Origin of the sequence: Micromonospora sp. NPDC000316 (assembly GCF_042898885.1) — a bacterium.
GTDB lineage: Bacteria > Actinomycetota > Actinomycetes > Mycobacteriales > Micromonosporaceae > Micromonospora.
In genome coordinates this window covers 93,656-105,937 of the sequence record NZ_JBIAZG010000015.1, presented here as the reverse complement: position 1 = coordinate 105,937, position 12,282 = coordinate 93,656, and the positions used below count along the sequence as shown (strand labels likewise).

Here is a 12,282-nt window from a genome sequence, read left to right as displayed (position 1 = left end):
GATCAAGAGGTTTGCGTCATCATCGCCCCGCGAGGTGACGCAAACCTCTTGATCACGGGGGAGTGGGTTGGGATGCGGGTGCTTGTTGTCGGGGGTAGTGGGTTTCTCGGGCGGGAGGTTTGTCGGCGCGCCGTTGACGGCGGCTTCACGGTGACCGGGACGTACCACTCGGGTTCCGTTGGGGTGCCGGGTGTTGCGGAGCGCCGGCTGGACGTGACCGACCGGGCCGCCGTGCGCGCGCTTGTCGCCGAGGTGCGGCCGGACGCCGTGGTCGCGACCCCCTATCGGTACGACGACTGGGCCGTCACCGCCGACGGGGCCGCGAACGTGGCGGTCGCCGCCGCCGAAGCGGGTGCCCGGCTGGTGCACGTGTCCAGTGACGCGCTGCACGCCGGCCGTCCGACGCCGTACCTCGACGACGACGTGCCTACCCCGATCCACGCGTACGGGGCCGCGAAGGCCGCCGCCGAGACCGCCGTGCGGGCGATCGACCCGGGCGCGGCGCTTGTGCGTACCTCGCTGATCGTGGGGGAGGGCAGCAAGCAGATCCAGCTCTGCCGGGACGCGCTCGCCGGCCGGGCGGTGCTGTTCACCGACGAGACCCGCTGCCCGGTCGACGTCACCGACCTGGCCGACGCCGTGCTGGAGATGGCCGGCTCGTCGTACGCCGGTCTGCTCAACGTGGCTGGCCTTGACGCGGTCAGCCGGGCCGAGTTGGGCCTGCTGGTCGCCGGGCGATATGGCCTGGACGCGGCCGGGTTGAAGACGACCACCGGCGCCGCCGCCGGCGTGGTGCGTCCCACCGAGGTACGCCTGGACTGCTCCCGCGCCACGGCTCTGCTGCGGACCCGGCTGCGTGGGGTGCGCGAACTTCTGGCCTCCTGAGTCTGCACACTTCCTATGCACAACTCTTGTGCATAGGAAGTGTGCAGAGTTATTGTGCGTTCATGGGGATTGACGAACCGACACCGCGACCCGCGCCCCGCGAGGTGCGGATCGACAAGCGGCAGGTCCGCGTGCTCGCACACCCGCTGCGGATGCGGCTGGTCGGGGCGCTACGGGTGCATGGCCCCGCCACCGCCACGACACTGGCCGAGCTGCTCGGGACCAACACCGGCGCGACCAGCTATCACCTGCGCCAGCTCGCCGAGGTCGGGCTGGTCGTCGAGGATCCCGACCGGGGCAGCGGACGGCAGCGCTGGTGGCAGGCCGCCCACGACGTCACCAGTTGGGAGCCGACCGACTTCGACGACGACCCCGACGCCCGGGCCGCGATCGAGTGGATCCAGGGCGACCAGGTGCGCCACCTCGTCGAGCACGCCGAGCGGTGGTTCGCCACCCAGCACGAGTGGTCGCCCGCCTGGCGCGACGCCCTGGGCATGGGCGACATCTTCATGACCATCCCACCGGCCCGGCTGGAGGAGCTCAAAGCCGAGGTGTGGCAGGTGCTGGAGCGGTACCGCGAGGCCGGATCCGTCGACCCGCAGGCCCGCCCGGTGCAGGTCTTCCTGGCCGCGTACCCGCTGCGGGAGGGCCTGCGGTGAGCGCGCTTACCGTACGTCAGGTCCGGCAGAGGTTCCTGCTCCTGCACGGGCTGCGGTGGCTGCCCAGCGGCCTGATCATTCCGGTGATGATCCTGCTGATGCAGGAGCGTGGCCTGTCGCTGTCCCAGATCGGGTTGGTCACCGTCGCCCAGGGGCTGGTCGTGTTGGCACTGGAGCTGCCCACCGGCGGCCTCGCCGACGCGCTCGGCCGCCGGCCGGTCCTCCTGGTGGCCTGGACACTCGGTCTGGCCTCCCTGCTGATCTTCGCGGTCGCCGACTCGTTCGCGGTCTTCGTGCTGGTCTGGGCCCTGCAAGGGGTCTTCCGGGCCCTCGACAGCGGCCCGCTGGAGTCCTGGTACGTCGACGCCACCCTCGCCGCCGACCCGGAGGCGAAGTACGAGCCGGGTCTCGGCTACGCCGGCACCGTCATCGGCGTGGCCATCTCCGCCGGCGCGCTGCTCGCCGGCGGCCTGATCGCCCTCGGCCCGATCGGGCCGGTCAGCGCGCTCACCGTCCCGGTGCTTGTCGCCGCGGCTTTCCAGGTGGTGGCCCTGGCCGCCCTTGTGACACTGCTGCGGGAGGTCCGCCCGGCCAAGGGCGCTGGGGCGCTGCGGGCCTCGATCGTCGAGGCGCCCCGGATGATCGGTCAGTCGTTCGGGCTGCTGCGCCGCTCCCGGGTGCTGCTGGCCCTCGTCGCGGTGGAGCTGTTCTGGGGCTTCGGCATGGTCACCTTCGAGTCGCTGCTGCCGGTCCGGCTCGCCGAGGTGGTAGGGGATCCGGACCGGGCGGCGGCGCTGCTCGGACCGGCGAACTCGGCGGCCTGGCTGGCCAGTGCGGCCGGCGCTGCCCTGACCCCGCTGCTGCTGCGCTGGCTGGGCGCCGCGCCCAGCGCCGCCCTGCTGCGCATCCTGCAGGGCGTGACTGTGGTCGGGATGGGTCTGCTCGCCGGCCCGGTCGGGGTGCTCGTGGCCTACCTCGCCTGCTACAGCATTCACGGGGCATCCAACCCGGTGCACATGGGGCTGCTGCACCGCCAGGTCGACGGGCCGTACCGGACCAGCGTGATCTCGCTGAACTCGATGATGGGCCAGCCCGGCTTCGCGGTGGGCGCGGTCGTCCTCACCGCGCTCGCCGACCGGGTCAGCGTCACCGCCGCGATGCTTGTCGGCGCGGTGGTGCTCGCCGTGGCCGCGCCGCTGTACCTGCCGGCCTGGCGGGCCGGTCGTCGGCCCGTCGACCCGCCGGCCGATCAGGGCGCGGTCCCGGTGGCGGAGCTACCCGACCCACGGCGCGAGCATCCTGCGTCCGCCTCAGGCTAGACGTACCGAGGTGAGGCCGAGGGTGCTGGTGAAGCCCAGGCGACGGTAGAGCCGTGCCGCTCCGACGTTGTCCAGGTAGACACCGAGCGCCACGGTGTCGTGGCGCGCCATTAGCGCCCGGGTCATCCCGGCGGTCAACGCCGCGCCCAGCCCTCGACCACGCTGGTCGGGAGCGACGGTCAGGCCGGCGAGGAACCCGACGTCGTCCCGGCTGCGCTCCGCGCCGCACGCCACCAGCCGGCCACCGGCCCGGATGCCGTACCAGTTCACGACCTGCTGGTCGCTGGGGCGGGACGTGCTGCCCGGGAAGGCCTCGTCGATCAAGGCCTCCAGCGCCGGGTGGTCGGCCTCGGTGAGCCGTACGACCCGCCGCTCGTCCGGCTGCTCCGGCGGTGGCGTGCAGGTCCAGTGGAAGTCCCAGTCCTCGTGCCGGTCCACGGTCGGGCGGCCCGCACGGAGGGCGGGATCGTGTCGGGGCAGGTGCAGCCGATCCTGCGGGCGCAGCACCCCGTCGGCGACCAACTCGCCGCAGATCTCGATCGCCGGACCGGCCGGACCGATCGCGCTGGCGGCAGGCCCGTACGCCGACGGTGACAGCCACAGCACTGTCTCGTCGCGCTGGTAGCCGCTCGTCGGCACGTCGAGCCCGAGCGCGTACCGGGCGTACGGGTGGTGACCGGTGGCGGCCAGGATGGCCGTCCGGTCGTGGAGCAGGTAGTCCCCCATGATCATGACGGTCAGCCTACGAAAACCGGCTCACGGGTGACCGCGCCCGGTCAGGTGCAACGGCCCGATCCACGGTGGAGATTGACGAGTCGACCGTTTGGGTACATCACGCGCCGACCTACTGGGAACCCCCACCGGAGGACCGAACATGCTCGCCATTCTCGCGGCCATCGTCTTTGGCTTCGCTCTGCTGATCGACCTGCTCGACACCAACTTCGGCGCGCCCGACCTGTTCAACTGGAACACGCTCGTGCTCCTCGGGTTGTTTCTGCTCGCCCTCTACCTGGGCGGCGTGGGCAGCGGCCCGCGCAGCGGCGGTGGCGGTGGCGGCGGCCGCTGGTACCGGGGTCGTCGCCCCGGTCGCGGCTGACCGGAACTGATCATCAATGGCCCAGCCCACGGCGCGATTCCGGCGCTGCGGGCTGGGCCCGGTACTGTCTTCGTGATGGAGTCAGACGCCCTCTTCACCCTCGGTGCGCCCGCCGGGTCGCGCAGCGCGCCCGAGGGTTCCGCAGGTGTCGACGGCTTCACTCCGGTAGCGCACGATTCGCCCCTGCCCGTCCGTATGCGCCCGGCGACCCTCGACGAGTTGGTCGGCCAGGACCACCTGCTCGCCCCCGGTGCGCCGCTGCGACAACTGGTGTCCGGCGGCGCGCCGCTGTCGGTAATCCTCTGGGGACCGCCCGGCAGCGGCAAGACCACCATCGCGCACCTGGTCGCGGCGGCCACCGATCGCCGGTTCGTCGCCATGTCGGCGCTGTCCGCCGGGGTCAAGGACGTCCGCGCCGTCATCGAGACGGCCCGCCGCCAGCGCCGTTCCGGCGGCCCGCAGACCGTGCTCTTCATCGACGAGGTGCACCGGTTCAGCAAGACCCAGCAGGATTCGCTGCTCGCCGCCGTCGAGGACCGTACGGTGACGCTGCTCGCGGCGACCACCGAGAACCCGTACTTCTCGGTCATCTCCCCACTGTTGTCGCGGTGCGTGCTGCTCACCCTGCAACCGCTCGATGACGACGCGGTGCGCGGCCTGCTGCGCCGGGCGGTCGCCGACGAGCGCGGCCTGCGCGGCACGCTCACCCTGACCACCGAGGCCGAGGACCACCTGGTGCGGCTCGCCTCCGGCGACGTCCGCAAGGCTCTGACCGCGCTGGAGGCGGCGGCGGCCTCCGCCACGGCGCTCGGCGTCGGGCAGATCGACCTCGCCACCGCCGAGCAGGCGGTCGACGTGGCGGCGGTGCGCTACGACCGCGACGGCGACGCCCACTACGACGTGGTCAGCGCGTTCATCAAGAGCATGCGCGGCTCGGACGTGGACGCCGCCGTGCACTGGCTGGCCCGGATGCTCGTCGCCGGTGAGGACGCCCGGTTCATCGCCCGCCGTCTTGTCATCTTCGCCAGCGAGGACGTCGGCATGGCCGATCCCACCGCGTTGAGCGTCGCCACCGCCGCCGCGCACGCCGTCGAGTACGTCGGGCTGCCCGAAGTGCAGCTCAACCTGGCCCAGGCGGTGATCCACCTGGCGACCGCCCCCAAGTCGAACTCGGCGACCACCGCGATCGGTGCCGCCATCGCCGACGTACGGGCCGGCAAGGGTGGCCCGGTGCCGCGCGGGTTGCGCGACGCGCACTACGCCGGCGCCCGAGGGCTGGGCCACGGCACCGGCTACCGCTATCCGCACGACGACCAGCGCGGCGTGGTCACCCAGCAGTACGTCCCGGACGACCTGGTGGGCACGGACTACTACCAGCCCAGCCCGCACGGGGCGGAGCGGTCGGTGGCGACCCGGTTGCCGCTGCTGCGCCGGATCGTGCGCGGCCTGCCAGCGCCGCCGGCCCGACCGGAGGCCCCGGCAGCCGCGCCCGTAACGGCGCAGGCCCCATCGGCGCTTGGCGGTCAGAACGGTCGCCCGGGCACGGGCACGAGCGGTCCCGGCACGACGCAGGACAGCGGCACTGACGCCGCGGGAGAGGGTCAACAGTGAGATCGCGTGGTGCGGACCGCCCGGACGAGGGCCCGGACGAGCGGCGTGATCCCCGCGCCAAGGGCCGCCGCTGGGGTCGAGGCCGAGCCGAGGCGGAGCCGGAGGAGCCGGTATCCGGCGAGGAGTTCGGCTGGATCGACGACCTGCGCTCGGCCAAGCAGCAACGCACCGAGTTGGGCCCGGACGGCGCACCGGCCGAGCCCGTGGCACCGCGCGCGAGCGCGCCCACGACGCCGGACGCGACGCCCGGCCCACGCCGCGGCGACCCGGACGGCAGCGGGACGCGTCGCCCGGCCGACGGCCCCTGGCCGGGCGAGCCGCCAGCGGTTCGCCGCCCGGACGAGCGGCCACCCGCCGACCGACCCCGCCCCGCCGGTCCTGGCGTCCCCGCCCAGGGCCAGCCGGCGCCGCGCGGCACACAGCCGGTGCCCGGCACCGGCCCCCGCGCCGCCGGACCGCCGCTGACACCACCCGCCGCCCGCCCGGCCGGCGGTGACCCGGCAGGACCGCCCGGGCCGCGTCCTTCGTCCGGGGCTCCCGCCGGCCCGGCACGGCCGCGTCCGGCGACGGCTCCACCCGGCCCACCCGTGGGCCCACCGACCTCGGGCGCCCCGACCGGTCGCCGCCCGGATGCTGCCGCGCCGGCCGGCCGGGCGGACGCGATGCCGCCGCTGCGCCGCCCGGACGCCGTCCCGCCGAACCGCCGCCCCGGCCCGGAGCCCACCGAGCCCGGCCGTCCACTGCCCACCGACGGGCCGCCCGCGGGTCGGCGCACCACTGGGCCGGTCGCAGGTCCGGCGCGCACCGCCGGGCCGCCCGCCGGCGCTGGTCCGGCCCGCTTCGACGGGCCGCCGCCCGGTGTCGTACCGCCGGTCCCCGACGGCCCGCGGCCCGACCCCGCGATCGACCGCGACCCGCGCGGGGCCCAGCGTCGTCCCGGCCCGGTCGACCCGGGGGCACCGCAGCCACCCGTTCCCCCTCGCCCGGCCACGGGCGGTCGCCGCCGCGCGGCGGAACAGCAGGAGCCCGTGGTGCCCCGCTCGGGCAACGCGCCACCGATGCCGCCCGCGCCCGCCACCCAGCGCGGTGCCGCCCAGTCCGGTCCGGCGCAGTCCGGCCTCGCGCAGTCCGGCCCGGCGCAGCATGGCGCAGCGCAGTCAGGTGTCGCGCCGGCTGGACCCCGCGCGGGGACCTCGCCTGCTGGCCCCGCGCGCACGGGTGCCGCGCCCACCGACGGCGCCGGCCGTCGCCGGGCAGCCACCGACGAGCAGGGTCGGCGCGGTCCGGCCGGCGCTGAACCCCGGGCGGACCGCCCGGAGCGACCGGCCGACTGGCTGCGTCAGGCCGGTCGGCTGCCGCACACCGACCCCGGCCTTCCGGTGGTCAACAGGCGCGGCGGCGGTGCACCCGCTCCGGCCGGAAACCGGCCCGCCGGGCACCGTCCGGCACCGTCCGCAGGCGATCTGACCGGCGGCTCCACCGGCCCGCTCGCCGTGCCGGACCCGGCTGCGGACCGCACCGCCGGCCAACGGCCCGTCGGGCCGCCACCGGATCCGGGCGCGCCCCCTCCCACGGGTCGCACCGCACGGCCGGGCCCGGCGGAGTCCACCGGGGAAGAGCCGAGCGGTGCCGTGCCCCCCGCCGGAGACCGGCCCGCCGGCCGCCGGGGCGCTGCGACACCCACACCGGATCCGACCGGTCGGCGCAGACCCCACGCCCAGCCCGGCCCCGACGCAACGACCGCTGCCCGGCCCGGCCCGGCCGGTGAGCGCGGCGACGACCCGTACGCCGGTCCCGCTGGCGGCGCGCCGTCCCGGGGCGGCACCCGCTCCACCCCGCCCGGCGGACGGGCACGTGTCGGCCCTGGCGACGCGCCGGTCCCCGGTCGCCGTGGCCCCGACGGCCCACCCCGCCCCGGAACCGACGTACCCGAGCGGGGTGCCCGACGCCCGGACGGCCCGGCGCGTGCCGCCGTCCCACCGGGTGCCGGCCCGGATGGTCCGCCCCGACCACGCCCGGATGGTCCCGCTCGTGCCGCTGTCCGCCCGCCCGCCGCCGGGCAGCCGCCCGCCGGTGTCGCTCCGGCCGGCGGCGAGCCCGGCACCGGTCCCGGGTCGCCAGTCGCGGCGCGCGGCGGTGCCGCACCCGTTCGCCAGGCGGATCGCGCCGCCGGCCGTGCCCTGCCGCCGCACCGGGATCCCGGCCGCCCCGAGCCGAGCGGCGTCGCCCCCGTGCCGCCTCCCGGACGCCCCGGCGAGCCCGTCGGCGTGGCCCGTGCCGCCGCCGTGGTGCCCGCCGCGACCGGGCCGGCGGACCGCCCGACCCCCGAACCGGCCGGCGGGGCCGCGCTGCGCGCGGCCAACCAGGACACCCCCGACGACGACGGGGCCGCACCGGGCGCCCGGTCCGAGCTGCGCCGGCAGTTGCGCGAACGACGCCGGCTGCGGGCGGCGGTGCTGGTGCTGGTGAGCGTCGTGCTGCTCGGCGCGGTGCCGCTGTTCTTCGGCGTCCGCACGCTGAGCCGCGACCCGGTCTTCGACAACCTGGACCAGCTCAACGTGCCTGGCTGGGCCGCCACGAAGACGGTCGACGACGTCAGCGGCAGCCGCTGGTGCCTGCTCGACTGCCGGCTCCGTGAGCGCACCGTCAACTCCGAAAAGTCACCGGAGGAGACGACGAAGGTGTACGAGGACGCGCTGCGCCAGGACGGCTGGCAACCGTGGAAGGTGAGCCGCTGCCCGGAGCAGGAGACGAAGGGCACCTACACCTGCTGGCGTCGGGACGAGTTGACCCTCGACCTGTGGGTGCGTTCGCCGACCTGCGTGCCGCCGCCTGTCGACGGCGAGCCGGCGCTCGTGCCGTCCCCGGAGCCGTCGGCCGCTGCGGCGGAGTGCACCGGCTCGTTGGTGTCGGTGAAGGTACGCAATGCGATCGACGACGAGCGGACCAGGCCGCAGCCGGCCACCGACCCGTCGCTGACCGGAGAGGATCCGTTCCCGACGGTCAGTGCGGATCCGCTCGGCGACCTGACACCCTCACCGTCCTGAGCCGGTCTCCATCACGGACGGTAGGGTCTGGGGCTGGCGGGCCCGCCCGCTACCGCTGACTGGCGACAGATCGGCGCGGGCACAAGGTGGTGCGTTCCGGGGACGTCGGGTCCTGCGGAATTCTGTATGAGGAGGACAGGCGTGGACGGCTTGGGAGAGGTCGCGGCGCTGATCGCGGCGTCGGCGTTCGCGGTACTGGTGCTCATCCTGACGCTGCCGATTCTGCGGCTGCGGCACACGGTTGACGCCACTACCCGGATGATCAACGACCTCAACGATCGGACCGCGCCGCTGCTCGGCGACGTGAACACCACTGTGAAGAACGTCAACACCGCGCTGGAGCAGGTGCAGACCTCGCTCGACGGCGTGAACCTGCAGCTGGCGAAGGTCGACACCATGACCAGCCACGCGCAGAACGTCACCGCCAACGTCGCCAACCTGGCCACCGTCGTCTCCGCCGCTGCCGCGAACCCGCTGGTGAAGGTGGCCGCGTTCGGCTACGGCGTGCGCAAGGCCGCCGCCGGCCGGCGGGCCGCCGAGACCGAGCGCGAGGTACGCGACACCATCAAGAAGCAGCGACGGGCCGCCCGGCGCGGCGACGACCGCTGACCAGCCGGCGCACCAGGAGGTAGCACGACATGAAGCGCTTGTTCTGGCTCGGCATCGGCGTGACCGTCGGCGTGATCGTGGTCCGCAAGGCGACCCGGACCGCCCAGGCGTACACGCCTGCCGGTATCGCCAGCTCGTTGTCGGAATCCGCTGGCGGCCTGGTCGAGTCGCTGCGTAGCTTCGTGGAGGACGTCCGGATCGGGATGGCCGAACGCGAGCAGGAGATCCACCACGCGTTCGCCCAGGGCGAGGCGTTCGACGACAAGTTCGCCGAGCTGCGGGAAGACCCGCGGATCGGCGATCGAGAAATCTTTCCGGAGGAACACCAGCGATGAAGACGGCGGAGATCAAGCGGCGGTACCTCGCGCATTTCGAGGCGAATGGCCACGCCGTGGTGCCGTCCGCTCCGCTGCCCGCCATCAGCGACCCGAACCTGCTGTTCGTCAACGCCGGCATGGTGCAGTTCGTGCCCTACTTCCTGGGCCAGCAGGCGCCGCCGTACCAGCGGGCGGTGAGCGTCCAGAAGTGCATCCGCACCCCGGACATCGACGAGGTCGGCAAGACCAGCAGGCACGGCACGTTCTTCCAGATGAACGGCAACTTCTCCTTCGGTGACTATTTCAAGGACGGCGCGATTCCCCTCGCGTGGGACCTGGTCACCAAGTCGCAGGCTGACGGCGGGTTCGGTCTGGACCCGGAGCGCGTCTGGCCGACCGTCTACCTCGACGACGACGAGGCGTACGAGATCTGGCGGTCGGTGGGTGTGCCGGCGGCGCGGATCGTCCGTCGGGGCAAGGCCGACAACTTCTGGTCGATGGGGATTCCCGGGCCGTGCGGTCCGTGCTCGGAGCTGTTCTACGACAGGGGCCCGGAGTACGGCCGCGAGGGCGGCCCGGCGGTCGACGAGGACCGCTACATGGAGTTCTGGAACCTCGTCTTCATGCAGTTCGAGCGGGGTCCGGGCACCACCAAGGACGACTACCCGATCCTGGGTGAGCTGCCGGCGAAGAACATCGACACAGGCATGGGCCTGGAGCGGATGGCCTCGATCCTGCAGGGTGTCGACAACCTGTACGAGATCGACGAGGTCCGGCCCATCCTGGACCGGGCGGCCGAGCTGACCGGCAAGCGGTACGGCGCGCACTCCGGGCACGTGGCGAGCGAGTCGCACCCGGACGACGTACGGCTGCGGGTGGTCGCCGACCACGTGCGGACCGCGCTGATGCTGATCGGCGACGGTGTGACCCCGAGCAACGAGGGGCGCGGCTATGTGCTGCGTCGGATCATGCGGCGGGCGATCCGGTCGATCCGGCTGCTCGGCTGGCAGGATCGGGCGCTGCCCGAGCTGCTGCCGGTCGCCCGGGACTGCATGGCGCCGTCGTACCCGGAGCTGGCGAGCGACTTCGACCGGATCTCGCAGTACGCGTACGCGGAGGAGGACGCCTTCCTGTCCACGCTGCGCGCGGGCACCACGATCCTGGACACGGCGATCGCCGAGACCCGTACGGCGGGTGGCACGGCGCTGTCCGGGGCGAAGGCGTTCCAGTTGCACGACACGTACGGCTTTCCGATCGACCTGACCCTGGAGATCGCGGCCGAGCAGGGCCTCGCTGTCGACGACGAGGGTTTCCGCCGGCTGATGGCCGACCAGCGGACCCGGGCGAAGGCGGACGCGCAGGCCCGCAAGACCGGCCACACCGATGTGTCCGCGTACCGGTCGGTGCTCGACTCGGGTGGCCCTGTGACGTTCACCGGGTACAGCGAGGTGGCCCGCGAGTCGCGGGTGCGGGCGCTGCTGGGCGGGGCGGGCCCGATCCAGGCGGCGACCGAGGGCGACACCATCGAGTTGGTGCTCGACACGACCCCGTTCTACGCCGAGGGCGGTGGCCAGCAGCCCGACCACGGCATGATCACCGTCGGCGACGGGCAGGTCGAGGTGCTCGACGTGCAGCAGCCGGTGCCCGGCCTGATCGTGCACCGGGCCCGGGTGATCAGGGGCGAGGTGCGCGCGGGCGACACCGGCTACGCCGAGATCGACACCACGCGGCGGCGGGCGATCTCCCGGTCGCACACCGCCACCCACCTGGTGCACCAGACCATGCGTAACTTCCTCGGGGAGTCGGCGACGCAGGCGGGTTCGTTGAACGCGCCCGGTCGGCTGCGGTTCGACTTCAACACCCCGACCGGTGTCTCCCCGACCGTGCTGCGGGACGTGGAGCAGCAGGTGAACGAGGTGCTCCTGGCCGACCTGGAGGTGCACGCCTTCATCACGTCGCTGGACGAGGCGCGACGGATCGGCGCGATGGCGCTCTTCGGTGAGAAGTACGGCGAGGAGGTGCGGGTCGTCGAGGTGGGCGACTACGCCCGGGAGCTGTGCGGTGGCACGCATGTGGCGCGCTCGGCCCAGCTCGGCCTCGTGAAGATCCTCTCCGAGTCGTCGATCGGTTCCGGTGTGCGCCGGGTCGAGGCGCTCGTCGGCATGGACGCGTTCGGCTTCCTGGCCCGCGAGCACCTGCTGGTGTCCCGGCTGGCCGAGCTGTACCGGGTGCCCAACGACCAGGTCGCCGACCGGGTGGAGCAGACCGTCACCCAGCTCCGGGACGCCGAGAAGGAGCTGGAGAAGCTGCGCGCTCAGTTGGTGCTGGGTGGGGCGGGAGCGCTCGCCGCGCAGGCGAAGGATGTGCGCGGGGTGGCGTACGTGGGCACCGAGGCGCCGGAGGGCGCGGCCGGTAACGACGTGCGGACCCTGGCCCAGGAGATCCGCGGCAAGATCGACCCTGCGCGGCCGGCGGTGGTCGCGGTGGCGGCCCGCGCGAACGGCAAGGCGTCGCTCGTGGTGGCGGTAAACGCCGCCGCGCGCAGCCGGGGCCTCGCGGCCTCGGATCTGGTGAAGGCGGCGTTCTCCGGGCGCGGCGGGGGCAGCCCCGACCTGGCCCAGGGCGGCGGGCTGCCCGCCGCCGAGGCACCGAACCTGCTCCTCACCGTCGAGAAGGCGATCACTGAAGCGTGATACCACGATCGTTGTCAGCCAGGGCGGACCGAATGGTCCGCCCTGG

10 protein-coding genes are annotated in these 12,282 nt (G+C 73.9%); 9 read left to right on the top strand and 1 reads right to left on the bottom strand.

What is annotated here, in order from left to right:
- The first annotated feature begins 72 nt into the window (after positions 1–72).
- The 3 genes from ACFY2Q_RS24335 to ACFY2Q_RS24325 all read left to right on the top strand — a co-directional run bounded on the left by ACFY2Q_RS24335 (position 73) and on the right by ACFY2Q_RS24325 (position 2,863).
- Positions 73–885 (top strand): sugar nucleotide-binding protein, encoded by an 813-nt coding sequence (locus tag ACFY2Q_RS24335; protein WP_387133823.1) that lies wholly within the window; start codon positions 73–75, stop codon positions 883–885.
- Between the two features lie 62 nt (positions 886–947).
- On the top strand, positions 948–1,544 hold the full coding sequence (locus ACFY2Q_RS24330; RefSeq protein ID WP_387133821.1) for a helix-turn-helix domain-containing protein: 597 nt from the start codon (positions 948–950) through the stop codon (positions 1,542–1,544).
- Positions 1,541–2,863 carry an MFS transporter gene (locus ACFY2Q_RS24325; RefSeq protein ID WP_387133820.1) on the top strand — a complete coding sequence of 441 codons (1,323 nt, stop codon included), beginning with the start codon at positions 1,541–1,543 and terminating at the stop codon, positions 2,861–2,863. The genes ACFY2Q_RS24330 and ACFY2Q_RS24325 overlap by 4 nt, the downstream gene beginning before the upstream one ends.
- On the opposite strand, the gene ACFY2Q_RS24320 is transcribed toward ACFY2Q_RS24325, so the two are convergent.
- Positions 2,855–3,595, bottom strand: coding sequence for a GNAT family N-acetyltransferase (locus tag ACFY2Q_RS24320; RefSeq protein WP_387133819.1), 741 nt, complete (start codon positions 3,593–3,595; stop codon positions 2,855–2,857). The two genes, ACFY2Q_RS24325 and ACFY2Q_RS24320, sit on opposite strands and share 9 nt — an antisense overlap.
- 142 nt (positions 3,596–3,737) lie before the next feature.
- Between ACFY2Q_RS24320 and ACFY2Q_RS24315 the strand changes: the two genes are divergently transcribed.
- The 6 genes from ACFY2Q_RS24315 (at position 3,738) to alaS (ending at position 12,236) form a co-directional block, all read left to right on the top strand.
- Complete coding sequence (locus tag ACFY2Q_RS24315) at positions 3,738–3,959, top strand: hypothetical protein (RefSeq protein WP_387133818.1); 222 nt, start codon at positions 3,738–3,740, stop codon at positions 3,957–3,959.
- Positions 3,960–4,034: 75 nt separating this feature from the next.
- A complete protein-coding gene (locus tag ACFY2Q_RS24310) occupies positions 4,035–5,570 on the top strand; it encodes a replication-associated recombination protein A (RefSeq protein ID WP_387133817.1) in 1,536 nt (511 codons plus the stop codon).
- A gap of 2,348 nt (positions 5,571–7,918) precedes the next feature.
- Positions 7,919–8,617: a hypothetical protein gene (locus ACFY2Q_RS24305; RefSeq protein WP_387133885.1), complete on the top strand. Its 699-nt coding sequence runs from the start codon at positions 7,919–7,921 to the stop codon at positions 8,615–8,617.
- 141 nt (positions 8,618–8,758) lie between these two features.
- A complete protein-coding gene (locus ACFY2Q_RS24300) occupies positions 8,759–9,226 on the top strand; it encodes a DUF948 domain-containing protein (protein WP_387133815.1) in 468 nt (155 codons plus the stop codon).
- Between the two features lie 29 nt (positions 9,227–9,255).
- Positions 9,256–9,561, top strand: a complete 306-nt coding sequence (locus tag ACFY2Q_RS24295; protein ID WP_387133814.1) for a hypothetical protein — start codon at positions 9,256–9,258, stop codon at positions 9,559–9,561.
- Complete coding sequence (gene alaS, locus ACFY2Q_RS24290) at positions 9,558–12,236, top strand: alanine--tRNA ligase (RefSeq protein ID WP_387133812.1); 2,679 nt, start codon at positions 9,558–9,560, stop codon at positions 12,234–12,236. Before ACFY2Q_RS24295 ends, alaS begins: the two co-directional genes overlap by 4 nt.
- Positions 12,237–12,282 lie beyond the last annotated feature (46 nt).

Bases quoted from the DNA above. Each gene is read 5' to 3' on its own strand.
- ACFY2Q_RS24335 (WP_387133823.1), top strand. From the start codon at position 73: ATGCGGGTGCTTGTTGTCGGGGGTAGTGGGTTTCTCGGGCGGGAGGTT.
- ACFY2Q_RS24330 (WP_387133821.1), top strand. From the start codon at position 948: ATGGGGATTGACGAACCGACACCGCGACCCGCGCCCCGCGAGGTGCGG.
- ACFY2Q_RS24320 (WP_387133819.1), bottom strand. From the start codon at position 3,595: ATGATCATGGGGGACTACCTGCTCCACGACCGGACGGCCATCCTGGCC.
- ACFY2Q_RS24315 (WP_387133818.1), top strand. From the start codon at position 3,738: ATGCTCGCCATTCTCGCGGCCATCGTCTTTGGCTTCGCTCTGCTGATC.
- ACFY2Q_RS24310 (WP_387133817.1), top strand. From the start codon at position 4,035: ATGGAGTCAGACGCCCTCTTCACCCTCGGTGCGCCCGCCGGGTCGCGC.
- ACFY2Q_RS24295 (WP_387133814.1), top strand. From the start codon at position 9,256: ATGAAGCGCTTGTTCTGGCTCGGCATCGGCGTGACCGTCGGCGTGATC.
- alaS (WP_387133812.1), top strand. From the start codon at position 9,558: ATGAAGACGGCGGAGATCAAGCGGCGGTACCTCGCGCATTTCGAGGCG.